Genomic DNA, 26,882 nt, shown 5'->3' on the forward strand with positions numbered 1-26,882 from the left:
TCGGTTCATCCGGGGGGAACACCGCGTTTATACCGGAACCGCCCGGGAAGCCCAGCCTCCCATGGGCGACCCGGCGCGTCAGCCCCGCGGGAATTCCAGGCCCATCTCGCGGTAGCGCGCCGGATCGTCGGCCCAGTTCTCCCGCACCTTCACGTGCAGGAACAGGTGGACCTTGGCGTCGGCCGCCTCGGCGATCTCGATCCGGGCCGCCTGCCCGATCGACCGGATGGTCTGGCCGCCCTTGCCGAGCACGATCGAGCGCTGGCTCTCCCGCTCGACGAAGATCGTCTGCTCGATCCGCACCGAGCCGTCGGGCCGGATCTGCCACTGGTCGGTCTCGACCGTGGAGCGGTAGGGCAGCTCCTCGTGCAACCGGTCGTAGATCTTCTCGCGGGTGATCTCGGCGGCGAGCATGCGCAGGGGCGCGTCCGAGACCTGATCCTCCGGATAGAGCCAGGGCCCCGGCGGCATGCGGGCGGCCAGCGCCCGGCGCAGGTCGGCGACGCCGTCGCCGTTCAGCGCCGAGATCATGAAGGTCTCGGCGAAGGGCGCGGCGGCGTTGAGCTTGGCGGCGAGATCGAGCAGCCGCTCGCGCGGGATCAGGTCGATCTTGTTGAGGATCAGCAGCTTCTCGCGCCTCACCTCGCCGAGCCGGCCGAGCACCGCCTCCACCTCGGCGTCGACACCCTTGCGCGCGTCGACCAGCAGGCAGACGGCGTCGGCGTCTGAGGCGCCGCTCCAGGCCGAGTGCACCATCGCGCGGTCGAGGCGGCGCTTGGGCGCGAAGATGCCGGGGGTGTCGACCAGCACGACCTGGGCCGAGCCCTCGATGAGGATCCCTCGCACCAGGGCCCGGGTCGTCTGCACCTTGCGCGAGACGATCGAGACCTTGGTGCCGACGAGGTTGTTGAGCAAGGTCGACTTGCCGGCATTCGGCACGCCGATCAGCGCGACGAAGCCGGCCCGGGCGTCGGCGGGCGTGCCGGGAAGGGTGGACGGGTCGCGCGCGGGTTCCCGGACCGGCTTGGTGTCGGGCCCGTCCTGCTCGTCGTGATCGTCCTGCTCGTGCGCGCTCATGCTGTCTCCGTCGGCTCCGCGTCCGCGGAGGCCCCGATCCCCTCCCGCTCCATCAGCGCCCGGGCGGCGGCCTGCTCGGCGATCCGCTTCGACGTGCCGTCACCGAGGCCGGGCTCGAGGCCCTGGACCTGCACGGCGATGCGGAACCGGGGCGCGTGGTCGGGACCGGTCCGCTCCACCACCTCATAGGTGGGGATCGGGAGGCCGCGGCCCATGGCCCATTCCTGCAGGGCGGATTTGGCGTCGCGGCCCCGGGCCGCCGCGGTCGGCTCGCCGGGGCGGAAATGCGTCTCGACCACCGCCCGGGCGGCGTCGAACCCGGCATCGAGGTAGATCGCACCCAGGATCGCCTCGCAGACGTCGGCCAGGATCGTCTGGTTGCGCCGGCCGCCGCCCATGACCTCGCCCTGGCCGAGGATCAGGTGCGGGCCGACCTCCCAGGAGGCGGCCACGGCCGCGCAGGTCTCGCGCCGGACGAGGGCGGCCAGGCGCCGGGATAGGTCGCCCTCGTCGGCCTCCGGGAAGGCGCCGTAGAGGCGGTCGGCGACCGCGAGCCCGAGCACGCGGTCGCCGAGGAATTCCAGGCGCTGGTAGCTGCCGCCGCGGCCGCTCGCCTTGCTGGTGTGGGTCAGCGCGCGGGTGAGCAGGTCCTGATCGCCGAAGCTGTGCCCGATCCGATCCTCGAGCGCGGTCAGGGGCGGGCGCGGCTTGTGGGCCCGCCGGGATCGGGCGTTGGCCCGGGGCTGCGCCGCGTCGTCCAAGTCCGGGCCGGTCAATGGATCGTCGTGAACAGGCGCGACCAGCGCACGTGGGCCGGCCAGTTCCAGACCTGCCACGCCGGCGTGCCCTCGTCGATCGAGAAGAAGATCATCTCGGCGCGCCCGACCAGGTTGGCGAAGGGCACGTAGCCGACATTGGCGAGATCGCGCGAATCGGTGGAGTTGTCGCGGTTGTCGCCCATCATGAAAAAGTGACCGGGCGGGACCGTGTACAGCTCGGTCTTGTCCCAGAAGCCGTTGTCGCCGTCGCGCTCGATCACCCGGTGGACCACGCCGTTGGGCAGGGTCTCCAGGTACTGCGGCACCTTGGTCGGCTGGCCGTAGGGGTCGGTGGTCTCGTAGTCGGCGATCCGCTCGCGCTTGACCGCCTTGCCGTTGATGTTGAGCACGCCGTCGATCATCTGGATCTTGTCGCCCGGCAGGCCGATCACGCGCTTGATGTAGTCGGTCGAGTTGTCCTTGGGCAGCTTGAACACCGCGATGTCGCCGCGCTTCGGGTCGGCGCCCCAGATCCGGCCGTCGGCCTGGATCGGAATGTATTCCGAAAGCGGCAGCGAGTACTTGGAATAGCCGTAGGAATATTTCGACACGAACAGGTAGTCGCCGATCAGCAGGGTCGGGACCAGCGAGCCGGACGGGATGTTGAACGGCTGGAACAGCAGCGTCCGCACCACCAGGGCGATCAGCAGCGCCTGGATGCCGACCTTCAGCGTCTCGCGGATGCTGGCCCAGGTGCCGGTCTCGGCAGGTTTCCTGAGCGGCTTGCCGTCGTAATCCACGCGCGCGTTCCGTCTTCGGTTGAGGTGCATCGCCAGCGATCAGCGGGGCGCGGCCCCGCCGCGCGCGGCCTGATGTGCGGTTGTCCCGAGGAATGCGCCGCAATCGTGTCCGCCGTGACCGGCGGTCTAGACCATGCGCGAGCCCCCCGCAACGCGCGACCGCCGCTGGCTAATCCGCGACGGCGGCCTCAACCGGCGACAGGGACCGGCAAGGCCTCAATGATCACGAAGGCTTGCGCCATCGGCGGATCGTCCGTGAGGCTCACGTGGAGCCGCGCCGCGTGCCCCGCCGGCAGGAGCTCCGCGAGCCGCTCCGCGGCGCCGCCCGCGAGCCGGAGGGTCGGCTGCCCGGAGGGCAGGTTCACAACCTCCATGTCGCGCCAGAACACGCCGGCGCTGAGGCCGGTACCGAGCGCCTTGGCGCAGGCCTCCTTGGCGGCGAAGCGGCGGGCGTAGCCCTCGGCGCGGGCGGCCCGCCGGTCGCAGCGGGCGCGCTCCCCGTCGGTGAAGACCCGGTGGGTGAAGCGCTCGCCGTGCCGCTCCAGGGTCCGGGCGATCCGGCGGATGTCGCAGAGATCCGAGCCGATCCCGACGATCATGGCTGCCGCGCCCGGTCCATGGCGGCCCGCATGTCGCGCACCGCCCGGTCGAGCCCCACGAAGATCGCGTCGGCGATCAGCGAGTGGCCGATGTTCAGCTCCCGGATCTGCGGCAGGGCCGCCACCGCCCCGACGCTGCCCAGGGTCAGCCCGTGGCCCGCGTGGATCTCGAGGCCGAGGCCGGCCCCGTGCTCCGCCGCGCGCCGGATGCGGGCGAGCTCGTGCGCGGTCCGGGCGTCGTCGTCCTCCAGCGCCGCCTCGCAGTAGCTGCCGGTGTGCAGCTCGACCACGGGCGCCCCGAGGGCGCGGGCGGCGTCCATGACGGCGGGCTCGGGCTCGACGAACAGCGAGACGCGGATGCCGGCCTCCGCGAGGGCGCGGATGCGCGGCGCCAGGTGCGCGCGGCCGCCGACGATGTCGAGGCCGCCCTCGGTGGTGCGCTCCTCGCGCTTCTCCGGGACGAGGCAGGCGGCGTGCGGGCGGGTGGCCAGCGCGATCGCCACCATCTCGTCGGTGGCGGCCATCTCGAAATTGAGCGGCACGGACAGGCCGCGCTTGAGCGCCGCGATGTCGGTGTCGCGGATGTGGCGCCGGTCCTCGCGGAGATGCGCGGTGATCCCGTCGGCGCCCGCCTCGACGGCGAGGAGGGCCGCCCGCACCGGGTCCGGGTAGTCGCCGCCGCGGGCGTTGCGGACGGTCGCGACGTGATCGATGTTGACGCCCAGGCGCAGGTTCTCGGAGGTCATCCGCTCGTTCGTCCCCGTGTCGGCGCGGTGCGACAGGCATACCGGCGGGGTTCGGAAGGCGCGGCACGCCCTCACCCCGTGCCGGCGATATGCGGAGGATCGCGCGCGCCGGCAAGACGGCCGGGGCCTGGGGCCTCACGGTTCGTCCCGCGTGACCGGGCGCCGCCCGGGCCGGCGACGCCACCATTGGGACGCGGGAGGACTCCGACGGCCGGCGGCCTTCCCGCTGTTCCGGAGGGCCGGAGCGGCCCTCCCGGTCAGGCGAGCCGCAGGCGCGACCGGCTGTCCTTCCGCTCGGGCAACGTGTCGAGGGCGGTCCTGACGATGGTCTTGGCGTCGAGTCCGGCCTCGGCGTACATCTTCTCGGGGCTGTCGTGGTCCTGGTAGCTGTCCGGCAGCGTCAGCGTCCGCACCCGCACGCCGCCCGCGTCCAGAGCGCCCCGCTCCGCCAGCAGGTGCAGCACCATCGCGCCGAACCCGCCCCGCGAGCCCTCCTCGATCGTCAGCAGAACCTCGTGGTCGCGCGCCAGATCCAGGATCAGCGCCTCGTCCAGCGGCTTGGCGAACCGCGCGTCCGCCACCGTCACCGCCACGCCCTGCTCCGCCAGCGTGTCGGCCGCCTTCAAGGCCTCCGACAGACGCGTGCCGAGCGACAGGAGCGCCACCCGCGCCTCCGCGTCCCGCCGCACCACCCGGCCCTTGCCGATCGCCAGCGCCTCGCCCCGCTCCGGAAGCTCGACGCCGACACCCTCGCCGCGCGGGTAGCGCAGCGCGATCGGGCCCGTGTCGTGCGCGTGCGCCGTCGCCACCATGTGCACCAGCTCGGCCTCGTCGGAGGCCGCCATCACGGTCATGTTCGGCAGGCAGCACAGGTAGGCCAGGTCGAACGCGCCCGCGTGCGTCGCCCCGTCGGCGCCGACCAGGCCCGCCCGGTCCAGGCAGAACCGCACGGGCAGGTTCTGCAGCGCCACGTCGTGCACGACCTGGTCGTAGGCCCGCTGCAGGAAGGTCGAGTAGATCGCCACGAACGGCCGGTAGCCCTCGGTCGCCAGGCCGCCCGCGAACGTCACCGCGTGCTGCTCGGCGATGCCGACGTCGAAGGTCTTGTCCGGGTGCGCCTTGCCGAACAGGTCGATGCCGGTGCCCCCCGGCATCGCCGCGGTGATCGCCACGACCTTGTCGTCGGCGTCGGCCGCCTTGATCAGGCTCTCGCCGAACACCCGCGTGTAGGCCGGCGCGTTCGGCTTGGCCTTGGCCTGGACGCCCGAGACCACGTCGAACTTGACCACGCCGTGGTAGCGGTCGGCGCTGGCCTCGGCCGGCGCGTAGCCCTTGCCCTTCTGGGTGACGACGTGGAGCAGGATCGGGCCGTGCTCGGCGTCGCGGACGTTCTTGAGTACCGGCAGCAGGTGGTCGAGGTTGTGCCCGTCGACCGGGCCGACGTAGTGGAAGCCCATCTCCTCGAACATGGTGCCGCCGCCGACCACCAGCGAGCGGGCGTACTCCTCGGCCGCGGCGGCGCGCTGGTAGAGCGCCTTGGGCAGGAGCTTGCCGAGCTGCTTGGCGGTCTCGCGCAGGGACTGGTAGGCGCCGCCCGAGGCGAGGCGCGCGAGGTAGGCCGACATGGCGCCGACGGGGGGCGCGATCGACATGTCGTTGTCGTTGAGGATGACGATCAGGCGCGAGTGCAGGGCGCCGGCGTTGTTGAGGGCCTCGTAGGCCATGCCGGCCGACATCGAGCCGTCGCCGATGACCGCGATGGCGTTGCGGCGCTTGAGCGGGCGGTTCTTCTGCTTGGCGGTGGCGTTGTCGAGGTCGCGGGCGACCGCCATGCCGAGGGCTGCCGAGATCGACGTGGAGGAGTGGGCGGCGCCGAAGGGGTCGTAGACGCTCTCGCTCCGCTTGGTGAAGCCCGACAGGCCGCCGCCCTGGCGCAGCGTGCGGATGCGGTCGCGGCGCTCGGTGAGGATCTTGTGCGGGTAGCACTGGTGGCCGACGTCCCAGACGATGCGGTCGTCGGGGGTGTCGAACACGTGGTGCAGCGCCACCGTCAGCTCGACCACGCCGAGCCCCGAGCCGAGATGGCCGCCGGTGATCGAGACCGCGTCGATCATCTCGGCGCGCACCGCGTCCGCCACAGCCTGAAGATCCGACTCCGGAAGACGCCGCAGCGCCGAAGGAGACGGAACGCGGTCCAGCAACGCCAATTGCTCAGGGGAGAGTGCCAATGCTCGCATCCGTTCGTTCGAGTATGGCGACGGCTCCGTCACGGGCCCTCGGCAACCGCGACGCCAGCAGCCCGGGGGCGCGCGTTCATGCTAGAACCCGCCCGTCCGTCGCTGTCATGATAGTGCCAGTTACGGACGAACGGCGGCGCGATCAATGTCAGGCCGGCGTTTTTTTCAATCACGTGCCCTTAACGCCACAAGAGGTTCGCCTTTGAATCCGGCTCGTCTGTGCACAATCCTGCTCATGTTCGCGATTACGGGTAACGGCCAAGCTTACGCCCAGCCGCGGCCGCTGGACGGCAATCTCGACTTCCTCTGCAACTTCCTCGGCGACTGCCCGGCGCGGGTCGCGCCGGGCGGTCCGGACCGCGACGCCCGCCCGTTCAGCAAAAGCCTCGGCCGGCCCTGCGCGTGGCGGGACCGCCCGACCCCGGAGGGTGTGCGCCGGGTCCGCGTATGCTGGTGATGCGCGCTCCGGGACGCGTCGCCGCGGCCCTGGCCCTCGCGCTGGGCGCGGTCCCGGCCCGGGCCCAGGATGCGTGTCCGGGCCTGTTCGCCGACGGGCGGACGCCCGTCCTCACGAATCCGAAGCTCGCCGTCCGCGCGGTCCCGCTGTGCTTCGAGGCCTTCGCGGTCCTGCATTCCGGCGTGACGCGCACGCCGCTCTACGCCGCCGAGCACCTCACCCGGGCCAGCGTCGCGTCGGCCCGGGCGGTGGCCCGCGACGACGCCTTCCACGAGGAGACGCGCCTCCCCGAGGATCAGCGCGCCTCGCTGGAGGATTACGTCCGCAGCGGTTTCGACCGGGGCCATCTCGCCCCGGCCGGGGACATGCCGACGCTCACTTCGCAGGCCGAGTCGTTCAGCCTGGCCAACATCGTGCCGCAGAACCGGGTCCTGAACCGGGGGCTCTGGGCGGATATCGAGGAGAGCACCCGGCGCCTGGCCACCCGCCGCGGCGCGCTGTTCGTCGTCACGGGGGTGATCTTCGCGGGCGACGCGGTGCAGCAGATCAAGGGCGGCGTGCTCGTCCCGACCCAGCTGTTCAAGGCGGTGTACGACCCGTCCCGCGGCGAGGCGGGCGCCTACCTCGCGCGGAACGACGATTCGAAGGACTGGCGCGCCCTGTCGATCGACGATCTCCGCCAGGAATCCGGCATCGACGTCTTCCCCGGCCTGCCGCCCGCGGCGCGGGCGACCGCGATGAGCCTGCCCGACCCCCATGCCTCCGCCCGCTCGGACGAGCGCCGGCCCCGGCACGAGCAGACCTGGCAGGACTGGCTCGAGCGCGAACTCACCCGCGCCCTGCGCAAGCTCGTCCGCGACTTCCTGCGCACGTTCTTCTGAGAGGATCCGATGCCCGAGGACAAACGACGCGCCCGGCCGAAGGCCGAGAGCCCGGATGACAGGAGCTTCGTGCCGTTCGCGGACGATGCCGGCGCGCGCTCCTTCGGCACCCTGAGCTTCGAGAACGGCACGGACCGGATCGCCCTGCACGGGTCCCTCGACCTGACGCGCGACCGCGCCGGCCTGGAGCAGGCCAGACGGCTCCGGGAGACGCTGGACGCGATCGTGAAGGCCCTGGAGGCGACCGACCTGCCCGACGCGGTGGCGGAGGCGCCTGACGCGCCGCCGCGAACGGTCAAGAACCCCTTCGCGTGAGCGATCCGGCGCCCGCCGACGGCCGGCCCGTCCTTGCCGCGTCCCGGCGGGCCTGATACTCGGAGAGGGTCATTCCTATATCGTAGGGACGCGCGTCCAGGACGGGTGCTTAAGCCCGGTGCCTGACCCGTGCCATTGGCACGATCCGCGCGGTCCCGAACAACGCGCCGAGGACGATCCGCGATGGCTCGCGAATTCATCTACCACATGCGGGGCCTGACCAAGGCCTATACCGGCGGCAAGAAGGTCCTGGATAGCGTCAACCTGTCCTTCTACCCGGACGCCAAGATCGGTGTGCTGGGCATCAACGGGTCCGGCAAGTCGACGCTGCTCAAGATCATGGCGGGGATCGACAAGGAGTTCACCGGCGACGGCTGGGTCGCGCAGGGCGCGCGCGTCGGCTACCTGCCGCAGGAGCCCCAGCTCGACCCGAACAAGTCCGTCCGCGAGAACGTGATGGAGGGCGTCGCCGAGAAGCAGGCCATGCTCGACCGCTACAACGAGCTCGCCATGAACTACTCGGAGGAGACCGCCGACGAGATGACCGAGCTCCAGGACCGGATCGAGTCGCTGGGTCTCTGGGAACTCGACTCGAAGGTCGATCAGGCCATGGAGGCCCTGGGCTGCCCGAGCGACGAGCAGCCGGTCGCCACCCTCTCGGGCGGCGAGCGCCGCCGCATCGCGCTGTGCCGCCTGCTCCTGTGGGAGCCGGAGCTGCTGCTCCTCGACGAGCCGACCAACCACCTCGACGCCGAGACGGTGAACTGGCTGGAGGGTCACCTGCGCCAGTACCCGGGCGCGATCCTGATCGTGACCCACGACCGCTACTTCCTCGACAACGTGACGAGCTGGATCCTGGAACTCGATCGCGGCAAGGGCATCCCGTACGAGGGCAACTACTCGGCGTGGCTGGTGCAGAAGCAGAAGCGCCTGGAGCAGGAGGGCCGCGAGGACATGGTCCGGCAGCGCTCCATCGCCCGCGAGCAGGAGTGGATCGCCGCCTCCCCGAAGGCGCGCCAGTCCAAGTCGAAGGCGCGCATCACCCGCTACGAGGAGCTGGTCGCCAAGCAGGCGCAGAAGGTCGACGCCTCCGCGCAGATCGTCATCCCGATCGACGAGCGGCTCGGCAACAACGTCATCGAGTTCGAGCATCTCAGCAAGGCGTTCGGCGACCGGCTGCTGATCGAGGACCTGTCGTTCAAGCTGCCCCCGGGCGGCATCGTCGGTGTGATCGGCCCGAATGGGGCCGGCAAGACCACGCTGTTCAAGATGATCACCGGCCAGGAGAAGCCCGACAGCGGCAAGATCGACGTCGGCGAGACGGTGAAGCTCGGCTACGTCGACCAGTCGCGCGACGCCCTCGACCCGAACGCGACGGTCTGGCAGGAGGTCTCGGGCGGCAACGACATCATCTACTTCAACAAGCGCGAGATCAATTCGCGCGCCTACTGCGCGGCCTTCGCCTTCAAGGGACCCGACCAGCAGAAGAAGGTCGGCACCCTCTCGGGCGGTGAGCGCAACCGGGTGCACCTCGCCCGGACCCTGAAGGGCGGCGCCAACGTGCTGCTCCTCGACGAGCCGACCAACGACCTCGACATGGAGACCCTGCGCGCCCTCGAGGACGCGCTGGAGGATTACGCCGGCTGCGCGGTCATCATCAGCCACGATCGCTGGTTCCTGAACCGCATCGCGACGCACATCCTGGCCTTCGAGGGCGACAGCCACGTCGAGTGGTTCGAGGGCAACTTCTCCGACTACGAGGCCGACAAGGTGCGCCGGCTCGGGGCGGATTCGATCATGCCGAAGAAGATCAAGTACAAGCGGTTCTCGCGCTGAGACCGGTCGCCGGTTCCGGGTCGCCGCGGGCGATCGCGGAACCGGCGCTCACCCGAGCCGCGCCCGCGCCCCAGCCAGGATCGTCGACAGGCTCCGCGCGAGCGGGACGGCGGGGGCCCACCCGGTGGCGGTCGCGAAGGCCGCGGGGTCGCAGCCCTCGCTGCGCACGCCCGCCGGGCGGACCCGTCCGGGCGCGACGCGCAGGTCGAACCGCGCGTCGGTCAGGCCGCGCAGCGTCTCCAGGATCTCGGAGACCGGGGTGACGACACCCGATCCCACGTTGAAGATGCCGCCGTCCGGCAGGTCGTCGATCCGCGCGATCACGCGCAGGCACGCCGCGGTGAAGTCGGCCACGTCGAAGAAGTCGCGCCCCGCCGAGAGGTCGCCGACCTCCAGGCTCGGGGGCGCCAGTCCCCGCTCGATGCGGGCGATCTGACCCGCGAAGGACGCGACCACGAAGGTCTCGCTCTGCCCGGCTCCGATATAGTTCGAGGGCCGCAGCACGAGATGCTTGACCCGGGCATTCGCCAGCACGTCGCGGAGGATGTACTCGCAGGCGTTCTTGGTCCGGCCGGAGATCGTGTCGGGGCGCGGCGTGACGCTCTCGTCGGGCCGGGCGCACGTGCGGAACACCTCGCCGTAGACGACGGTCGAGCTGAGGAACACCAGGGCCGCGCGGGTCCGCGCCACCGCCTCGGCGAGGTTGAGGGTGCCGAGCAGTTCCGCCCGCCACGCGTAGGACGGCGTCTCGCTCGACTGGGCCACCGAGGCCAGGGCCGCGAGGTGGAACACGCAGGTCGGATCGAAGGCCGCGACCGTCTCGGCGAGGTCGCCCGCGTCGAACGGGTCCACGGCCTTCAGCGTCACGCCGTCGAGGGGCGGTGGCGGGCTCCGGTCGAGGCCGAGGATGCGACTGCCCGGCGGCAGGTCCCGCCGCAGCGCCTCGAGGAGGCGACGGCCGAGATAGTCTGCCGCTCCGGTGACGAGGACGCGCATGTCCCTTGCCCTCAACCCTGCCTCGAACCCTGCGGTGCGCCCCGGCCCGGCGCGGACGCCGGAATCCGGGATCGTCGGCCGCGTCTATACCGGGCCCCGCCCCGACGCGAGTGGGCGGCGCGACCGATAGCCGGCGCGGCCGGCGGATCATCGGCGCGCTCCCGCCGTTGTGCACATCCGAACAAAGGCACGTGATCGGCGGGCTCCCGGGCGGCGGCGGCGCGCCGGCGCGCTATTGTTGCACCGCGGCCCCGGCCGCTCCGCTTCCGGACGGAGAGCGCCACGGTGATGGGCTGAGTGACGCGCCTCGACGATCTCGAACGGCCCGGCGCCGCGGAACCGCGGGCGCTCCCCCCACCGCCCGCGGAGGCACGTCCCGCGAAGCCCGTGCGCGACGCGCGGGTCGACGTCGTGCGCGGCCTCGCCCTGCTGACGATCTTCGTCGACCACATCCCGCGCAACGCGCCGGCCCTGCTGACGCTGCACAATTTCGGGTTCTCGGACGCCGCCGAGATCTTCGTGCTGCTGGCCGGCTACTCGTCGATGATCGCCTACGGCGGGCTGTTCCGGCGTGCCGGGATCCGGACGGCGCTCACGCGCATCGCCAAGCGCTGCCTGCGCATCTACCTGTTCCAGGCCGGGCTGCTGCTCGCGACCCTGGTCATCGTCCGGATCTGGATGGACCTCACCGGCCTGACGCCGCGATTCGGCGTCGCGCCCCTGCTGCAGATGGGCCTCCTTCCGGGCCTGCTGCGCGGCCTCGCGCTGAACGCGCTGCCGAACTACCTCGACATCCTGCCGCTCTACATCCTGCTGCTGGCGCTGTTCCCGCTGGTCTACGCCGGGATGCGGCGCGGGATCTGGGGCGTGCTGGGCCTGTCGGGCGCGCTCTGGCTCGCCGCCAACGTCGATCATCAGCTGAACCTTCCGAACGCCGCTGCGGTGGATGACGGGTGGTACTTCAATCCCTTCGCGTGGCAGTTCCTGTTCGTGATCGGGGCGGCGCTCGCGGTCACGGTCCGCGCCCATGACGGCACGCTGCCGCGGCGCGGATGGGCCGTGGCGGCAGCCGCCGCCTACCTCGCCTTCGCCTTCCTGCAGGGCGGGTCCTGGGCGGATTGGGGGCTCCCCGACCTCCGGCCGCTGGCAATCGGCGCGCCCGACAAGAGCCACGTCGCGCCCCTGCGCCTGATCAACATGCTGGTGCTGGCCTACCTGCTGTTCAGCACGCCCGCCGTGGCCCGCGCGAGCCGGTGGCAGCGGCTGCGCCTCGTCGACGCCTGCGGCCGGCACTCGCTGGAGATCTTCGCCGCCGGATGCCTGGCGGCGCTCATCGGCCGCATCCTCTACCGGACCTTCGACCCCACTTGGCCGCTGCAGATCGCGGTCAATGTCGGGGGGATCGCGGTCATGCTCGGCCTGGCCCACGTCCTGGACGCGCGCGTCCGCCGGGCAGCCGGGACCGGCCCCGACGCGCGCCGGCCCGGATAGGCCGGGAGGAGCGACGATGCCGCCGATGCGCCGCAAGGGCGATCTGCCGGAGAAGATCTGCGCCCAGTGCGGCCGCCCGTTCGCGTGGCGCAAGAAGTGGGAGCGCGTCTGGGACGAGGTCCGCTACTGCTCGGACCGGTGCCGGGCCGAGGCGAAGGCCGCGCGCGGGCGCGGCGCGGCGCCGGGCTAACCGCGCAGCGCGGCCAGCGCGTCCGGCGTGTCGACGTCGAGGGCGGTCGCCGGATCGCCCGGGATCTCCAGCACGTCCGACCGCCCCTTCAGGAGCGGCCCGGCCCCGTGGTCGCCGGCGAGGCGGGCGATGTCCGGGCCGAGGCGGCGCAGGTTGAGCAGAACCGGGTTCCCGCGCCGGCCGGCCTGCACCGGCACCACGGCCGCCGGCGGCTCCGCGGCGCCCGCGGAGGCCTTCGCGAAGGCCTCCGCCAGGCGATCGAGATGCGCGGCGGTGACGAGCGGCATGTCGCCCAGCACGACGAGGGCGGCCGTGCAGGTGGCGGGCAGCGCCGCGAGACCGGCGCGCAGCGAGGTCGCGAGGCCGGAGCGGTAATCCGGATTGTCGACCCGGACGAGGTCGAGCCCCGCCAGCGCGGCGCGGACCGCCGCCGCGTGCGCGCCGAGCACGGCGACCACCGGGCGGGGACGGGCGCCGAGGGCGGCCTCCGCGGCGTGGCGCACCAGCGGCCGATCGCCGAGGGGCGCGAGCAGCTTCGGCGCGGCGCCGAACCGGCTGCCGAGGCCCGCGGCGAGCAGGACCGTGCCGACCTCAGGCATGCCGGCCCTCCGCCGCCGGACCCGGCTCGTCCTCCGCGGTCGCGCCGCCGGCGCGGGGCTGCGGGCGCGAGACGATCTCCATCAGCAGGCCGCCGACGCCGAGGGCGACGATGTCGGCCCGGGTCACGGTCAGGTCCGCCAGCAGGCGGTGGAGGATCCAGTCGAAGCCGTTCTCCTTCGGCGAGCGGGCGCAGCCCGGCGCGCCGATCACCGGCACCCCGCCGCGGGCGCCGACGAGGAGCAGGTTGCCGGGGTCGACCGGCATGCCGAGATGGTCGACCCGGCCGCCCGCCGCCTCGATGCCGGCCGGGATGACGTCGCGCCGGTCGGCGATCGCCGAGGCGCCGAACACCACGACGAGGTCGGCCCCGGCGCGATCGATCACCTCCGCCAGGGACGCCGCCACGGACGCGCCGGTGTGGGGCACCCGGGTCTCGGCGACGATCGCGGCGCCGGCGGGCGCGAGGCGGTCGGCCAGGGCCCGGAGCGTCTTGTCGATCGTGGTCTCCTTGAGGCTCGGCAGGCGCGTCGAGATCACGGCCACCCGGCGGCGGCGGTACGGCGCCACCGCGAGGACGTCGCCCTCCGCGGCCGCGCAGGCCCGGGCCAGCACGGCGCCCGGCACCGCGTAGGGGATGATCTTCACCGTGGCGACCATCTCGCCCTCGACCACGGGCCGGAAGCGCGGCAGCGTCGCCACCGTCACCGCCTCGTCGACGGCGTTGACCGCGTCGATCCGGGCCGGATCGAGGGTGAGCACCCCCGCCGCCTCGGCGAACAGGTTGCTGCGGCCGGTGAAGGGCGCCTCGACGCGCAGGTTCCGCCCGCGCAGGCGCGCGGCCAGCCGCGCCGCGGCGGCATCCTCGCCGACGTCGCCGGGCTCGAGCGTGGCCGCCACGATCTCCGACAGGCCGGCCCGCGCCAGACCGGCGGCGGCCTCCTCGGCGATGACGGCGCCCTTGCGCAGGGTGATGTCGGCCCGCCGCACCGTGTGCGCGCTGATCAGCCCGGCCGCTTCCGCGACCGGGACCGTCCCGAACCTCACGCGACCTCCGGACGGGGCACGCGGCGCAAGGTGGCGACGATCTCGGCGAGCACCGCGAGGGCGATCTCGGCGGGGCTCACGGCGCCGATGGGGAGGCCGATCGGCGCGTGGATCCGGCCGATCTGCGCGGGCGTGAAGCCGGCCTCGGTGAGCCGCGCGACGCGCGCCGCGTGGGTCTTCCGCGAGCCGAGGGCGCCCACGTAGAAGCACTCGGCTGCCAGCGCCGCCTTCAGCGCGGGATCGTCGATCTTGGGATCGTGGGTCAGGGCCGCGAGGGCGCAGTAGCGGTCGAGCACCGGCACGGCGGTCCCCAGGGCGGCGTCCGGCCACTCGGCGACCAGCGCGGTGCCGGGGAAGCGCTCGGGGGTCGCGAAGGCGGTGCGCGGGTCGATCACCGTGAGCGCGAGGTCCAGCCCCGCCGCCATCGGCGCCATGGCCTGCGAGATGTGGACGGCACCGACCACCACGAGCCGCACCGGCGGCACCTGCACGGTGAGGAACAGGGTCCGCCCACCCGCCTCCACGAGGCCGCTCTTGCCGGAGGCGAGGTGCTTCGCCAGCACCTCGGCCAGGGGATCGGCGGCGATCGCGTCCTCGCGGACGAGGCGCTGCGCGCCGTCGGCGATGTCGGTGATGAGGATCGCGGCGCGGCGCGCGGCCCGCGCGTCGTTGAGCGCCGCCAGGACGTCGCCGCGCATCAGTCGACCCGCTCGACGAAGACCCGGATCCGGCCGCCGCAGGACAGCCCGGCGCGCCACGCGGTCTCGTCCGCGACGCCGAACTCGAGGACGCGCGGCGCGCCGGCCTCGATCACCTCGATCGCCTCGGTGATCACCGCGCCCTCGACGCAGCCGCCGGAGACGGAGCCCAGGAAGTTGCCGTCGCCGTCGACCACGAGGTGGCTGCCCACCGGTCGCGGGGCCGAGCCCCAGGTCTCGATGACGGTGGCGAGCGCCACGGCGCGGCCGTCGCGCCGCCAGGACTGGGCGGCGGAGAGGATGTCTGTGTCGGTGCTGAGCATGGCCTCGTGAACTTTCGGCCGGCGGGCGCCCCCCGCCCCTCTCAGGTATGGCCCGCGTGCCGCCGTGCAAGTCGCCCGGGCCCACCGAGGCACAGGCCCACCGAGGCACAGACCACCGAGAATTGCACGGCGCCTTGGCCGATCCCGGCGCGGATGCGATAACGCGCCGGCATTCCGCGCCCGCTCGAGCCATGTCCGCCGCCGCTGAACGGACCATCCGTCGACCGACCGACCACCGCGCCCGCGGGCCGGACGGGCGCGCGATGTCATGAATGCCCCGGATCCCGCCCTCGCCCGGGCGCTCCGGAAGGACCCGCCCCGATCGGGCCCGCGTCGCCTGTGGAAGCGCGTCAGCCGGGCGATCGGCGACGTCCTGCCGAAGGGCCTCTACGCCCGCTCGCTGATCATCATCATCGCGCCAGTGGTCCTGCTCCAGTCGGTGATCGCCTACACGTTCATGGAGCGGCACTGGCAACTCGTGACCAAGCGCCTGTCGGCGGCGGTCACGGCGGATGTCGCCGCGCTGATCGACATCTACGAGAGCTACCCGCAGGACAGGGATTCCGAGACCCTCTCGCGCATCGCCGGGGAGCGGCTGAACCTCGACCTCGACATCCTCAAGGGCGCCAAGCTGCCGCCCCCGGGCCCGCGGCCGTTCTTCTCGATCCTCGACGAGGCCCTGTCCGACGAGATCAAGCGCCAGATCCGCCGGCCGTTCTGGATCGACACGGTCGGCCGCTCGAACCTGATCGAGATCCGCGTGGCGATTCCCGACGGGGTGATGCGCATCACCGCCCGGCGCAGCCAGGCCTACGCGTCGAACTCGCACATCTTCCTCGTGTGGATGATCGGCTCGTCGCTGGTGCTGCTCGGCGTCGCGATCCTGTTCCTGCGCAACCAGATCAAGCCGATCCTGCGGCTCGCCGCCGTGGCGGAGGGCTTCGGCAAGGGGCGGGAGATCGAGTTCCGGCCCCGCGGCGCCCGCGAGGTCCGTCAGGCCGGTCACGCCTTCATCGAGATGAAGCGGCGCATCGAGCGGGCGATGGAGCAGCGCACCACGATGCTGAACGGCGTCAGCCACGACCTGCGCACCATCCTCACCCGCTTCCGCCTGTCCCTGGCGCTGATCGAGCAGACCGAGGAGATCGAGGATCTCAGCCGCGACGTGGACGAGATGAGCCGGATGCTGGAGGGCTACCTCGCCTTCGCGCGGGGGGATTCGGCCGAGCCCGCGACGCCCACCGACATGCGCGCCCTGCTGGAGGACCTGCGGACCGACGTCGAGCGCCTCGGCGCCCACGTCTCCGCGGTCGATCTCGCCGGGGCGCCGGAGGTCACGGTCCGGCCGGGCGCCTTCCGGCGCTGCCTGTTCAATCTCGCCGCCAACGCCGTCCGCTACGGCGAGACGGTGGCGATCTCGGGCCGGCTCGAGGCCCGGACCTTCCTCGTCTCGATCGACGATGACGGGCCCGGCATCCCGGCGGAGAGCCGCGAGGACGTGTTCAAGCCGTTCGTGCGGCTCGACGACGCCCGCCAGGATGCCGGCGGCTCCGGGCTGGGCCTGTCGATCGCCCGGGACATCGCCCGGGCGCATGGCGGCGACATAACCCTGCACGACAGCCCGCTCGGCGGCCTGCGGGCCACCGTGCGGGTTCCGGCCTGAGCCGGATCATCGGGGCCGGATCACGCCGGTCGGGTCAGGTATCGGCGGGCCGGCGCAGGCGCAGGAACTCGGCCTGCACGTTCCGGAGCAGGTGATCGATGCTCGCCTCGTCGAGGGCCGCGCCCGCCAGCCGCGTGCGCAGGCCGGCCTCGCCGTTCCACGCGTAGCCGGCCTCGTACGGCAGGTGGCGCCGCAGGAGCGGGCTCACGACCGCCTCGCGCCGGTAGGCGGGATGTCGCAGCAGCCGCCCGATATGGAGCGCCAGCGTCTCGACGCTGGAGGATCTGGAGCCCGAACTCCCCGCTCCTTTGCCTTTCGAATCGACCGATGCCCAACGCATGCGTGTCCGCCCTCCCGAAGACGCCACTGTTGCGCGAAATGATTGCGCATCCATGAGCGTTCGGGCGAGCCGGCGAAAAACTGCCGATCCCGGGGTCCCAACCTTCGCGGCACGGTGATATGCAGGGGCGCTTTCCCAGGGCCGCGGTCAGCCGCGCGCCGGATCCCGAGTGCCGAATATGAACCCGCTCGTCCCGCTCTTCATCCTCATCTCGCTGCCGCTCGCGGCCATCGGCCTCGTGCTCTACACCGATGAGGGCATCAATCCGGACCTGTTCTACGCCTCCGTGAAGACCTTCGTCATCCTGGGCGCGATCGCCGCGGCGATGTCGTTCGGCGCGATGAAGCTCTCCGAGCGGTCCAAGCACTGAGGTCCCACCGCCCGGAGGGCGCGATGCTGCACGTGGTCCCGGCCTTCTCGCGCATCGGCGAGGAGAACGCCTTCGCGGTTCTGGCGCGGGCCCAGGCCCTCGCCGCGCAGGGGCGGGACGTGATCAACCTCGGCATCGGCCAGCCGGACATGCCGACGCCCGCCCACGTGGTCGAGGCCGGCATCAAGGCGCTGCGCGACGGCCACCACGGCTACACGCCGGCGGTCGGCATCCCGCAGCTCCGCGAGTCGGTGTCCCGCGACATCCACCGCCGCCACGGCGTCGAGGTCTCGCCGGATTCCGTGATGATCGTGCCGGGCGGCAAGGTCACCATGTTCATGGCGATCCTGATGTTCGGCGCGCCCGGGACCGAGATCCTGTATCCGGACCCCGGCTTCCCGATCTACCGCTCCATGATCGAGTTCACCGGCGCGACGCCGGTCCCGGTGCCGATCCGCGAGGAGAACGGCTTCGCCTTCTCGGCGGCCGAGACGCTGGCGCTGATCACGCCGAAGACGCGGCTGCTGATCGTCAACTCGCCCGCCAACCCCACCGGCGGCGTGACGCCGAAGACCGAGATCGACGCCCTGGTGAAGGGCCTCGCCGAGCACCCCGACGTCGCGGTGCTGTCGGACGAGATCTACGGCACCATGACGTACGACGGCGAGGCCCACCACTCGCTGCTGACCTATCCCGAGATCCGCGACCGGCTGGTCTACCTCGACGGCGCGTCCAAGACCTACGCGATGACCGGCTGGCGGCTCGGCTGGTCGGTCTGGCCGAAGCCGCTCTACGACGCGGCGCGCAAGCTCGCGGTCAACGCGCATTCCTGCGTCAACGCGGCGACCCAGTGGGCCGGCATCGCGGCGCTCGACGGCCCGCAGGATTGCGTGGCCGCGATGGTCGCCGAGTTCGACCGGCGCCGCGCGATCGTGGTCGACGGGCTGAACGCCCTGCCGGACGTCTCCTGCATCGCGCCCAAGGGCGCGTTCTACGCCTTCCCGAACATCGCCCGGACCGGCTGGAAGGCGAAGGCCCTGGCCTCGACCCTCCTGGAGGAAGCGGGCGTGGCGGTGATCGGCGGTCCGGATTTCGGCGTCCACGGCGAGGGCTACCTCCGCCTGTCCTACGCCAACTCGGCCGAGAACATCCGGCGGGCGCTGGAGCGGATGGGCGCGTTCCTCGGCGAGCGGAAGCCGGGCTGAGACGGCGCCCGGTCGCCGACCTCGGCAGGGACGCCATCATCCGCGCCGGTCGGCGGTATCGCCGCCGCCGTCCTCGCGAGCGCAGCGAAGCGATCCAGTTGGCGCGACGAGACCGCCGAGGCCGGGCTGACCTGGGTCACTTCGCTGCGCTCGTGATGACGGTGGCGGGTGTGGCGACCGAGACGTCAGGACGGACACCGGTTTGACCGCCACGCTTCAGGACTTGCCGGGCGCCCGCTTGTCGATCCAGCCGACCAGCCAGTCGGCGATGTCGAGACTGTTCTTGTCCTGCATCAGCATGTGCGAGTTGCCGTGGATGCCGATCTCCGGCAGCAGGATCAGCTCCGCCTTGCCGCCCGCGGCATTCGCGGCCGCCACGAAGCTGCGGCACTGCTTGAGTCGCGGCGCCCAGCGGGGCGAGGCGTCGACGTAGTCGCCGAACAGGACGAGGATCGGCAGGTCCTTGTAGGGCGCGAGGTCGTCCTTCGCCGGGTCCGGGCAGGCGGCCGGCTCGATGGCCACGATGGCGCGCAGGCCGGTCCGATCGAGGCCGGCGGTCTGGAACGGGTAGATCCCCGACTGCGAGTGGGAGATCAGCACCGCACCCTTGAGCCGCTTGGCGAGCTCCGACAGGGCCGGCACGGTCGGGTTCGGCACCGGCAGGGCGGCCGACCAGTCCGGAACCATCTGCTTCCAGAACTCGCCCTGGGCCTCCAGCGGGAACTGCATGCCCGGGAACACCTTCGGGTATTCCGGCCCGAACCGGAAGATCGCCCAGGCCGGCTCGCGCCCGGCCGAGAAGACGGCCGGCAGGGCGTTCGGGTCGGCCCGCCCCATCTTCACGGCGTTGATCTGGGCCGGGCTCGCCGCCGAGCGGCCGCGCCAGGCCTGGTCGATCACGTAGGTCGGGAAGCCGCGCCGGACGAGGTACTCGTCCCAGCCCATGCGCCCGTCGGGCGTCGTCTCCCAGGTCTTGCCGGTGAGGCAGCAGCCGTGGATCAGGACCAGCGGCGGCCGTCCGGCATTCACCGGGACCTGGTAGCGGACGTAGATCTGGTCGACGCTGATCGTGCCCGACGGCGCGTAGGCCGGCAGCGTCGAGAGCGTGTCGGACTGGACGTCGCGGCCGCCGACGAAGAAGCTGCCCTGCTCGGCGATCGTCAGGGGGGCGGCGGCCGGTTCGGCCGCGCGCGCGGAGCCGCCGGCGATCAGCACGGCTGCGACCAGCGCGCAGGCCCGCCGCCGGGCGCGCCCGAGCGCGGGCACTGACAGTCCTGCCATGAAATGTCCCGTCCTCCCGCGAACGGATCCCCCGGACCCGTCGTCGCGGAGAAGCCTAGCACGAAGCTCGGCCGCCATGGGAGATCCACCCATCGGACAGGTTGCCGGTCAGGCCGCGATGTCGCGCTCGACGCGTTCGATCGCCTCCGCGGGCAGGTCGAGGGCCTCGGCCAGCATCTTCAGGAACTGACGCTCCTGGAGCGTGTCGGGGTCGATGGCGAGCCGCGCCGCCGCGAAGATCCGCGCCGCCGCGTCGGGGTTCGCGACCCGGTCGGCGATCGCGTCCACGTCGGCGGGGTCCTCCAGCTCGCGATCGAGCCAGGCTCGACCGTCGGGATCGAGGCCCGCCTCCGCCACGGCCGCGTCGAGGCGCTTGCGCTCCGCGGCGTCGACCATCCCGTCGGCCGTCGTGGCCGCCACCATGGCCCGCAGCATCAGCCGGGCCTCGTCCTCGTCGACCTTCGTGAAGTCCGGGCCCCCGGCCTCGGGCGGCGGCGCGCCGCGCAGCGCCCGGTAGGCGAGGCCGCCGATCAGCGCCAGCCCGCCGAGGGCGGCACCGGCGGCGAGCCCGCCCCGCCTCGAGCGCACGAGCGCGTCGACGATCCGTCTGCTGTCAGCCATGCCGTTCTCCCGGGATCCGATCCAGATCGGATCGGAAACCACCCGGGAGGCGGTCGGGTTCAGCGACGCTCAGGCGTCGGCCTCGTCCTCGTCCTCGTCGATATCCACGAGGAAGACGATGTCGGCCTCGTCCTCGTCGTCCGAATCGGACCCGGTGTGGCGCGGATCCTCGACGAAGTCGCCCTCGCCGTCGTCCTCGGCGAGCGCGTCCTCGAAGATCTCGACCTCGTCCTCGGTGGCGGCCCGGACCTTGAGCGCCGACGTGCCGTTCCAGAGCGGCTTCCCGCCGGTCGTCATGGTCCGGATGTCTTCCTTGAAGCCGTCACAGGTGAAGAGGTCCTTGGCGGACGCCTCGTCGCTGTTGATCACCGCAACGGCGGTGCCGTCGATCTCGAGCGTGAACATGGCCGGCATCCCTCTCGTAACCGTCCTCAGGCGCCCCCGCTCGGCGGGCCGGCGCACGGGTGCGACGCGCTGCCCCGGGGAGAAACACCTCGGTTTCGCCCGGCGGCCATGAGCGTCGCGCGGGGATGCTGTAGGGGGGAAGCGGACGGCCGCCAAGCCCGTCGCGGCCCGACCCGCACGATTCGGCGCGGCACGGATCCTGCGCGCATCGCCGCGGGCACAGTCTCGAACACGAAGGATCACCCGCGCATGCGGATCAGGCTCGGCTGCGAGATGCGCTACGCCTTCCCCTACCCTGTGCCCATGGTGGTGATGCTCAACGTGCATCCCTCCCGGGCGGAAGCCCTGGAGGCGCCCGACGCGCTCCGGACCGATCCGCCCGTCCCGGTGACGATCTATCGCGACGGCTTCGGCAACCTGTGCGGCCGCCTGACCGCGCCCGCCGGCAACTTCACCATCGGGACCGACGCGGCGATCCGCGACAGCGGGGTGCCCGATCCGGCGCACCCGGAGGCCGCGCAGCACGCGATCGAGGAGCTGCCGCCCGAGACGATCGTGTTCCTGCTTCCCAGCCGCTACTGCGAATCCGACCTCCTGGCCGACGAGGCGTGGCGCCTCTTCGGCCATACCGAGCCGGGCTGGGCCCGGGTGCAGGCGGTCTGCGACTTCGTCCACGCCCACATCGCGTTCGGCTACGAGTTCGCCCATCGCGACCGCACGGCCGCGGACGCCTACGCGGGCGGGCGCGGCGTCTGCCGGGACTTCACCCACTTGGCGGTCGCGTTCTGCCGCGCCCTCAACGTCCCGACCCGGTACTGCACCGGCTACATCAGCTTCATCGGCGAGCCCGAGCCGCACCCGGCGGGCGACTTCGCGGCCTGGATGGAGGTCTATCTGGGCGGGCGCTGGCACGTGTTCGACCCGCGCAACAACAGCCCGCGGATCGGCCGGGTCATGGTTGCGTACGGCCGCGACGCCGCGGACGTGCCGCTGACCCACACGTTCGGACCGAATCCCCTCGTGGGCTTCCGGGTCTGGGCCGACCGGATCGACCACCTCGGCGAGTCCGGCGACGCGCCGGTCCTGCCGGAGGAACCCCTGCCGCCGCAGAGCATGGCGACCCGGATGGGGTGAGCGCCGCGCGTCAGACGCCGGAGCCGCGGGCGATGGCGCGCTTGACCACCCCCTGCACGTCCGGGTTCGAGAGGAACAGGTCGTGGTTGATCAGGCCGCCGCCGTAATCGGAGGCGTCGGCGACGCGCACGCCGAGCGCCTCGAGCTTGGCACGGTCGGCCGCGCCGGCGCGCACGCCCCCCGCCAGCGCGGCGGAGAGCTCGAGCGCCCGGTCGTTGGTCGACGAGATCACCGTGATCTTCGAGACGTCGGGTCCCATGCGGGCGACGCCGTTGGAGAACAGGTCGAAATCGATGTCGGGGGCGGCCAGCACCACGGCGCCGATCCGCGACATGGCGGCCTCGCCGGCCTCGGCGCGGAGCATGCGCAGGGTCTCGAGGGTGAGGAGCGTGCCCATCGAGTGCGCAACGATGTTGATGCGGCCGCCGCTCGGCGAGGCGGCGAGCGCCTTGAGCAGGTCCTCGAACGCGTCGCGCGACCAGAGGGCGCTCTCGCGATCGTAATTGTAATCGAGGGTCGCGGCCGCCGACGGCCACGTGAACAGGCCGGAGACGCCGCGGAACCGGATCCCGTCCGACAGCCGGGCGGCGCTGACCGCGGCCGATTCGAACGATTCGCGGTAGCCGTGAACGTAGATCAGGACGTCGCGCCCGAGGGCCGCCTGGGAAAACGCCTCGGCGGCGCCCGGTCCGGACTCGGATTTCGGAACCGCGCCGATGGTCCAGTCGCCGGTGATGACGGACGAGACCTTGCCGAGCAGCGAGCGGTCGGGCGGCGACAGGCGCACCTCGGCGAAGCTCAGGCCGCGGCCGCGGTCGCTGCTGAAGTACGGGGGCCGGGGCGGATTGCCCACGGGCTTGCGGGTCGTGGCGACAAGCAGCACCGGCATGACGTCGAGGGCCGACTGCTTCTCGGGCAGGGCCGCGCCGGTCCCGAGGTCGTCGGTGACGCAGGCGCCGAGCGACGGGGCGAGCCCCAAGGCGCCCGCTAGGGCTCCGAAGCGAAGAAGGACGCGGCGTGAGACGATCTGGCTCGACATGATCCGTTTACGCTCGGGCGGGGCGCCCTCCGTCGCCCAGGATCGTGACCATCGCGGGGCATGATCGTCGCAGGGCGGCGTGAATAGCGGGCACGGCCGCGCTTGTGGTGGGTGGGACACAGCTCGCCATCCCCTGGCGCCGCCGCACGCCCCCTCGACGGCGACCGCGGCCGCGGCCATGAAGGGTCCATGACGCCGTCCATCGACATCGAGAGTCTCCGCGAGCGCCTGCTGCGCGGCGACCGCGCCGCTCTGGCCCGGGCCATCACGCTGGCCGAGTCCAAGCGCGCCGATCACCGGGCGCTGGCGGCGAGCCTGATCGACTCGGTCCTGCCCGAGACCGGCCGGGCGATCCGCGTCGGAATCACCGGCGTGCCCGGCGTCGGCAAGTCGACCACCATCGACGCCCTCGGCTCGAACCTGACGGAGGCCGGTCACAAGGTGGCGGTGCTCGCGGTCGACCCGTCCTCCTCCCGGACCGGCGGCTCGATCCTGGGCGACAAGACCCGGATGGCGCGGCTGTCGCACGATCCCGGAGCCTTCATCCGTCCCTCCCCGTCCTCCGGCACACTCGGCGGCGTCGCCGCCAAGACCCGCGAGACCATGCTGCTCTGCGAGGCCGCGGGCTTCGACGTGATCCTCGTCGAGACGGTCGGCGTCGGCCAGTCGGAGACGGCCGTGGCCGACCTCACCGACTTCTTCCTCGTGCTGATGCTGCCCGGGGCGGGCGACGAGTTGCAGGGCATCAAGAAGGGCATCCTCGAACTCGCCGACATGATCGCCGTCAACAAGGCCGACGCGGGCGAGGCCGAGCAGCGCGCCAACGCGGCGGCCTCGGAATACCGGGCGGCGCTGCACATCCTGACCCCGGCCTCCGCCACCTGGACGCCGCCGGTGGTCACGATCTCGGGCTTCCACAACCTGCGCCTCGACGCCCTGTGGGCGAAGATCGTCGATCACCGGGAGAAGCTCACGGCGACCGGCGAGATCCGGGCGAAGCGCCGGACGCAGGACGTGAAGTGGATGTGGGCGCTGGTCGACGAGCGCCTGCACCAGCGCCTCGTCGGCTCCCCGGAGGTCCGCCGCCGCACGGCCGAGGCGGAGGCCGGCGTCGCCCGGGGCGAGACCTCCCCCGCCGCCGGGGCGGCGGCCATCGCCGGGCTGATCGGGCTCTGACCGTTCCGCCGCCGCGATCGCGGGTCGCGGCGCACAATTTCGTGGCGATCGGGGGCACAAACGCCATCTCGCGCGTTCGGTGGACGACGGCGTAACGAGCGGCGCCCGTGTCGCGGCGCCGCGCTCACGTCCAGGAGAGTGCCATGGTGGATACGGATCGGATCGTCGGCGGCGCCAAGGAGGCTGTCGGCAAGGTTCAGGGCGCGGCCGGCGATTTCGTGGGCTCCAACCGCGACTCGGTCGAGGGACGTTTCCGCGAGGCCCAGGGCCAGGCTCAGAACGTCTACGGCCAGGTGAAGGACAAGGCCCGGGACATCGCCGACCGCGCCGGTGACTACGCGAGCGACGCCTACGATCGCGCCGGCGACGTGGCGGGGGACGTCTACGAGCGGAGCGGCTCGTACCTGCGCGACGGGCGCAGCGCCGTCGGCGCCCGGGTGGAAGAGAATCCCCTGGTCGCGCTGCTGATCGCGGGCGCGGTCGGCTACGGCCTCGCCTTGCTGGTCCACGGCCGCCGCTGACCGGGAGCGGCCCCGCCCGGGCTCGGGCGGGGCCTTCGCGGCGATGGGCCCCGGCCGTCGCGACCGGTCGCGCTACTGCGCGGTCCAGCCCCCGTCCATGCTGATGTTGGCGCCAGTGATCTGGCTCGCCGCGTCGGAGCACAGGAACACCGCCAGCGCGGCCACCTGGTCGACGGTGACGAACTCCTTGGTCGGCTGCGCCTTCAGCATCACGTCCTCGATCACCTGCTCCTTGGTGAGGCCGCGGGCCTTCATCGTGTCGGGGATCTGCGACTCCACCAGGGGCGTCCAGACGTAGCCCGGCGAGATGCAGTTCACCGTGATCCTGTGCGGGGCGAGTTCGAGCGCCGCCGTCTTGCTCAGGCCCGCGATCCCGTGCTTGGCCGCCACGTAGGCCGACTTGAACGGCGAGGCCACCAGAGAGTGGGCCGAGGCCGTGTTGATGATCCGCCCCCAGCCCCGCGCCTTCATCCCGGGAATCGCCGCGTGCATCGTGTGGAAGGCCGAGGACAGGTTGATCGCGATGATCTGCTCCCACTTCTCCGCCGGAAACTCCTCGATCGGCGAGACGAACTGGATGCCGGCATTGTTGACCAGCACGTCGACCGCCCCGAAGGCCTCCTCCGCCTCGCGCACCATGGCGGCGATCGCGTCGGGCTTGCTCATGTCGGCGGCCGAGTAGCGGGCCCTGACCCCGTAGGTGCTCTCGATGCCCGCCCGGGCCTCCTCGACGGCCCGCGCGTCCCCGAACCCGTTGAGCACGATGTTGGCCCCCTCGGCCGCGAGGGCGCGCGCGATGGCGAGCCCGATGCCGCTGGTCGAGCCGGTCACGAGGGCGGTCTTGGTCTTGAGGGTCATGGGGCCTCCTGGAACGCGGGCGCGCCGCCGCTCGGACGCGATCACGGCGCGATCACGGCGCGGTCACGGTGGGACAGGTCGCGACCTAAGTAGCGCGGGACAGGGTCTCCGGCACAGGGCCGCCCGACAGCGGAGCGGGCAGGATGTCACCGGCCACCGGCTGCGCCCGCGCCGCGGCCGGAAACTCGATCTCGACCCGCAGCCCGGGAGCATTGTCGGAGAGCCGCAGGGTCCCGTGATGCAGGCGCACCACGGCGTTGACGAGGCTGAGGCCCAGACCGAAGCCCGGTCGCGACCGGGCATCCTCCAGGCGCACGAAGCGGCCGAGCACGCGCGCCCGCTCAGCCTCGGGAATGCCCGGGCCGTGATCGGAGACGGCGAGGCGGACCGTGTCCGCCTCGCGCCGCGCTTCCAGGGTCACGCTGGCCTCCGCCCCGGCGGAGACGGCACCGTATTTCAGGGCATTCTCGATCAGGTTGGCCAGGGCCTGCCCGATCAGCTCGCGGTTGCCGGCGATGATCAGGTCGTCCTGCGCCGTCACCGTGAGGGTCAGCCCCTGATCCTCGGCGAGCGCCTCGTACAACTCGCCGACACCCCGCACCGTCTGGCCGATATCCAGCGGCGCGAGGATCTCCCGGGCGTTCCCGGCCTCGAGCCGCGCGATCATCAGGAGCGCGTTGAACACCCGGATCAGCCCGTCGCCCTCGTCGATCACGGCTTCCAGCGCCGCGCGCAGCTCCTCCGGCGTCGAGGCCGTGCGCAGGGCCTCGTCGGCGCGGTTGCGCAGACGGGTCAGCGGCGTCTTGAGATCGTGCGCGATGTTGTCGGAGACCTCCCGCATGCCGCGCATCAGCTCGCCGATCCGCTCCAGCATCTGGTTGAGGCTCGACGCGAGGCGGTCGAGTTCGTCGCCGTTCCCGGCCACGTGGAGCCGGCCGTCGAGGTCGCCCGCCATGATCGCCCGCGTGGTCTGCGTCATCGAATCGACCCGGCGCAGGACCCGGCTCGCCGCGAGCCAGCCGCCGATCACCCCGAGGAGCACGACGGCGGCGAGCGACGTGACGAAGGCGCGCCCGATCACCGCCCGCAGGCGGTCGCGCTCCTCGGTGTCGCGCCCGACGAGGAGGCGGAACCCGCCCGGCAGGGTGAAGACCCGCACGATCGCCTGGTGCGCCTCGGAATCCGCGTCGTTGCGGCCGTAGCGCGTCTCGCTCTGGCCGG

Annotated in this window: 30 protein-coding genes (1 of these 30 only partly in view); 12 read left to right on the top strand and 18 right to left on the bottom strand. The window is 72.3% G+C overall.

The window, feature by feature from the left end:
• Window positions 1-78: 78 nt before the first annotated feature.
• From era to dxs, 6 genes are all read right to left on the bottom strand, one after another.
• The gene (gene era, locus LOK46_RS18355; RefSeq protein WP_273559507.1) at window positions 79-1,077 is read right to left on the bottom strand and encodes a GTPase Era; all 999 of its coding nucleotides are present in this window, start codon (window positions 1,075-1,077) and stop codon (window positions 79-81) included.
• Entirely contained in the window at window positions 1,074-1,853 is a 780-nt protein-coding gene (gene rnc, locus LOK46_RS18360) for a ribonuclease III (protein WP_273559508.1), read from the bottom strand. Before rnc ends, era begins: the two co-directional genes overlap by 4 nt.
• On the bottom strand, window positions 1,850-2,665 hold the full coding sequence (lepB, locus tag LOK46_RS18365) for a signal peptidase I (RefSeq protein ID WP_012320396.1): 816 nt from the start codon (window positions 2,663-2,665) through the stop codon (window positions 1,850-1,852). The genes rnc and lepB overlap by 4 nt, the downstream gene beginning before the upstream one ends.
• Before the next feature lie 158 nt (window positions 2,666-2,823).
• Complete coding sequence (acpS, locus tag LOK46_RS18370; protein WP_020092967.1) at window positions 2,824-3,234, bottom strand: holo-ACP synthase; 411 nt, start codon at window positions 3,232-3,234, stop codon at window positions 2,824-2,826.
• Window positions 3,231-3,980: a pyridoxine 5'-phosphate synthase gene (locus LOK46_RS18375; RefSeq protein WP_273559511.1), complete on the bottom strand. Its 750-nt coding sequence runs from the start codon at window positions 3,978-3,980 to the stop codon at window positions 3,231-3,233. The genes acpS and LOK46_RS18375 overlap by 4 nt, the downstream gene beginning before the upstream one ends.
• Window positions 3,981-4,237: 257 nt before the next feature.
• Window positions 4,238-6,217, bottom strand: coding sequence for a 1-deoxy-D-xylulose-5-phosphate synthase (gene dxs, locus LOK46_RS18380; protein WP_273559513.1), 1,980 nt, complete (start codon window positions 6,215-6,217; stop codon window positions 4,238-4,240).
• 235 nt (window positions 6,218-6,452) lie between these two features.
• Here dxs and LOK46_RS18385 point away from each other — a divergent pair, with 235 nt between their 5' ends.
• From LOK46_RS18385 to ettA, 4 genes are all read left to right on the top strand, one after another.
• Window positions 6,453-6,674 carry a hypothetical protein gene (locus tag LOK46_RS18385; protein WP_273559515.1) on the top strand — a complete coding sequence of 74 codons (222 nt, stop codon included), beginning with the start codon at window positions 6,453-6,455 and terminating at the stop codon, window positions 6,672-6,674.
• On the top strand, window positions 6,665-7,555 hold the full coding sequence (locus tag LOK46_RS18390; protein ID WP_273559517.1) for a DNA/RNA non-specific endonuclease: 891 nt from the start codon (window positions 6,665-6,667) through the stop codon (window positions 7,553-7,555). Before LOK46_RS18385 ends, LOK46_RS18390 begins: the two co-directional genes overlap by 10 nt.
• A 9-nt stretch (window positions 7,556-7,564) precedes the next feature.
• Entirely contained in the window at window positions 7,565-7,870 is a 306-nt protein-coding gene (locus LOK46_RS18395; RefSeq protein WP_273559519.1) for a hypothetical protein, read from the top strand.
• A 183-nt stretch (window positions 7,871-8,053) separates the two neighbouring features.
• Entirely contained in the window at window positions 8,054-9,706 is a 1,653-nt protein-coding gene (gene ettA / locus LOK46_RS18400; RefSeq protein ID WP_273559522.1) for an energy-dependent translational throttle protein EttA, read from the top strand.
• 48 nt (window positions 9,707-9,754) lie between these two features.
• Here ettA and LOK46_RS18405 read toward each other — a convergent pair whose 3' ends face one another.
• A complete protein-coding gene (locus LOK46_RS18405; protein ID WP_273559524.1) occupies window positions 9,755-10,702 on the bottom strand; it encodes an NAD-dependent epimerase/dehydratase family protein in 948 nt (315 codons plus the stop codon).
• 297 nt (window positions 10,703-10,999) lie between these two features.
• On the opposite strand from LOK46_RS18405, the gene LOK46_RS18410 reads away from it, so the two are divergent.
• Both LOK46_RS18410 and LOK46_RS18415 read left to right on the top strand, forming a co-directional pair.
• Window positions 11,000-12,193, top strand: a complete 1,194-nt coding sequence (locus tag LOK46_RS18410; RefSeq protein WP_273559526.1) for an OpgC family protein — start codon at window positions 11,000-11,002, stop codon at window positions 12,191-12,193.
• Window positions 12,194-12,209: 16 nt separating this feature from the next.
• Complete coding sequence (locus LOK46_RS18415; protein WP_273559528.1) at window positions 12,210-12,383, top strand: DUF2256 domain-containing protein; 174 nt, start codon at window positions 12,210-12,212, stop codon at window positions 12,381-12,383.
• On the opposite strand, the gene LOK46_RS18420 is transcribed toward LOK46_RS18415, so the two are convergent.
• Genes LOK46_RS18420 through LOK46_RS18435 form a run of 4 tightly spaced genes read right to left on the bottom strand, consistent with a single transcriptional unit; the run spans window position 12,380 to window position 15,048 of the window.
• Window positions 12,380-12,982 (bottom strand): nucleotidyltransferase family protein, encoded by a 603-nt coding sequence (locus LOK46_RS18420; protein ID WP_273559529.1) that lies wholly within the window; start codon window positions 12,980-12,982, stop codon window positions 12,380-12,382. The two genes, LOK46_RS18415 and LOK46_RS18420, sit on opposite strands and share 4 nt — an antisense overlap.
• Entirely contained in the window at window positions 12,975-14,027 is a 1,053-nt protein-coding gene (locus LOK46_RS18425; RefSeq protein ID WP_273559531.1) for a molybdopterin-binding protein, read from the bottom strand. The genes LOK46_RS18420 and LOK46_RS18425 overlap by 8 nt, the downstream gene beginning before the upstream one ends.
• The gene (locus tag LOK46_RS18430; protein WP_273559533.1) at window positions 14,024-14,725 is read right to left on the bottom strand and encodes an XdhC family protein; all 702 of its coding nucleotides are present in this window, start codon (window positions 14,723-14,725) and stop codon (window positions 14,024-14,026) included. The genes LOK46_RS18425 and LOK46_RS18430 overlap by 4 nt, the downstream gene beginning before the upstream one ends.
• Complete coding sequence (locus LOK46_RS18435; protein ID WP_012320410.1) at window positions 14,725-15,048, bottom strand: XdhC family protein; 324 nt, start codon at window positions 15,046-15,048, stop codon at window positions 14,725-14,727. Before LOK46_RS18435 ends, LOK46_RS18430 begins: the two co-directional genes overlap by 1 nt.
• A 268-nt stretch (window positions 15,049-15,316) precedes the next feature.
• On the opposite strand from LOK46_RS18435, the gene LOK46_RS18440 reads away from it, so the two are divergent.
• A complete protein-coding gene (locus LOK46_RS18440; protein WP_273559538.1) occupies window positions 15,317-16,711 on the top strand; it encodes an ATP-binding protein in 1,395 nt (464 codons plus the stop codon).
• A 34-nt stretch (window positions 16,712-16,745) separates the two neighbouring features.
• Here LOK46_RS18440 and LOK46_RS18445 read toward each other — a convergent pair whose 3' ends face one another.
• Entirely contained in the window at window positions 16,746-17,051 is a 306-nt protein-coding gene (locus tag LOK46_RS18445) for a hypothetical protein (RefSeq protein ID WP_273559540.1), read from the bottom strand.
• Between the two features lie 178 nt (window positions 17,052-17,229).
• Here LOK46_RS18445 and LOK46_RS18450 point away from each other — a divergent pair, with 178 nt between their 5' ends.
• Window positions 17,230-17,421: a hypothetical protein gene (locus LOK46_RS18450; RefSeq protein WP_273559541.1), complete on the top strand. Its 192-nt coding sequence runs from the start codon at window positions 17,230-17,232 to the stop codon at window positions 17,419-17,421.
• Between the two features lie 23 nt (window positions 17,422-17,444).
• Window positions 17,445-18,626 (top strand): pyridoxal phosphate-dependent aminotransferase, encoded by a 1,182-nt coding sequence (locus LOK46_RS18455; RefSeq protein WP_273559543.1) that lies wholly within the window; start codon window positions 17,445-17,447, stop codon window positions 18,624-18,626.
• A gap of 216 nt (window positions 18,627-18,842) precedes the next feature.
• Here the strand turns inward: LOK46_RS18455 and LOK46_RS18460 are convergent, their stop codons facing one another.
• The 3 genes from LOK46_RS18460 to LOK46_RS18470 all read right to left on the bottom strand — a co-directional run bounded on the left by LOK46_RS18460 (window position 18,843) and on the right by LOK46_RS18470 (window position 20,933).
• Window positions 18,843-19,907, bottom strand: a complete 1,065-nt coding sequence (locus LOK46_RS18460) for an esterase (protein ID WP_273559545.1) — start codon at window positions 19,905-19,907, stop codon at window positions 18,843-18,845.
• Window positions 19,908-20,015: 108 nt separating this feature from the next.
• Entirely contained in the window at window positions 20,016-20,528 is a 513-nt protein-coding gene (locus tag LOK46_RS18465; protein ID WP_273559547.1) for a DUF533 domain-containing protein, read from the bottom strand.
• A 69-nt stretch (window positions 20,529-20,597) separates the two neighbouring features.
• A complete protein-coding gene (locus LOK46_RS18470) occupies window positions 20,598-20,933 on the bottom strand; it encodes a hypothetical protein (protein ID WP_063110187.1) in 336 nt (111 codons plus the stop codon).
• A gap of 249 nt (window positions 20,934-21,182) precedes the next feature.
• On the opposite strand from LOK46_RS18470, the gene LOK46_RS18475 reads away from it, so the two are divergent.
• On the top strand, window positions 21,183-22,067 hold the full coding sequence (locus tag LOK46_RS18475) for a transglutaminase-like domain-containing protein (RefSeq protein WP_273559550.1): 885 nt from the start codon (window positions 21,183-21,185) through the stop codon (window positions 22,065-22,067).
• Window positions 22,068-22,077: 10 nt separating this feature from the next.
• Here the strand turns inward: LOK46_RS18475 and LOK46_RS18480 are convergent, their stop codons facing one another.
• Window positions 22,078-23,106 (bottom strand): alpha/beta hydrolase, encoded by a 1,029-nt coding sequence (locus LOK46_RS18480; RefSeq protein ID WP_273559552.1) that lies wholly within the window; start codon window positions 23,104-23,106, stop codon window positions 22,078-22,080.
• Window positions 23,107-23,295: 189 nt separating this feature from the next.
• Between LOK46_RS18480 and meaB the strand changes: the two genes are divergently transcribed.
• Both meaB and LOK46_RS18490 read left to right on the top strand, forming a co-directional pair.
• On the top strand, window positions 23,296-24,282 hold the full coding sequence (gene meaB / locus LOK46_RS18485; protein ID WP_273559554.1) for a methylmalonyl Co-A mutase-associated GTPase MeaB: 987 nt from the start codon (window positions 23,296-23,298) through the stop codon (window positions 24,280-24,282).
• 143 nt (window positions 24,283-24,425) lie between these two features.
• Window positions 24,426-24,803, top strand: a complete 378-nt coding sequence (locus LOK46_RS18490; protein WP_273559556.1) for a CsbD family protein — start codon at window positions 24,426-24,428, stop codon at window positions 24,801-24,803.
• A gap of 72 nt (window positions 24,804-24,875) precedes the next feature.
• On the opposite strand, the gene LOK46_RS18495 is transcribed toward LOK46_RS18490, so the two are convergent.
• The gene (locus LOK46_RS18495) at window positions 24,876-25,661 is read right to left on the bottom strand and encodes a 3-hydroxybutyrate dehydrogenase (RefSeq protein WP_273559558.1); all 786 of its coding nucleotides are present in this window, start codon (window positions 25,659-25,661) and stop codon (window positions 24,876-24,878) included.
• An 85-nt stretch (window positions 25,662-25,746) separates the two neighbouring features.
• Window positions 25,747-26,882, bottom strand: the 3' portion of a protein-coding gene (locus tag LOK46_RS18500) for a HAMP domain-containing sensor histidine kinase (RefSeq protein WP_273559560.1). Its footprint extends 373 nt past the window's final position; 1,136 of the gene's 1,509 nt are visible here — the last part of the coding sequence; its start codon lies beyond the right edge, outside the window — the gene reads right to left on this strand; the stop codon is at window positions 25,747-25,749.

This window comes from Methylobacterium sp. NMS14P (assembly GCF_028583545.1).
GTDB lineage: Bacteria > Pseudomonadota > Alphaproteobacteria > Rhizobiales > Beijerinckiaceae > Methylobacterium.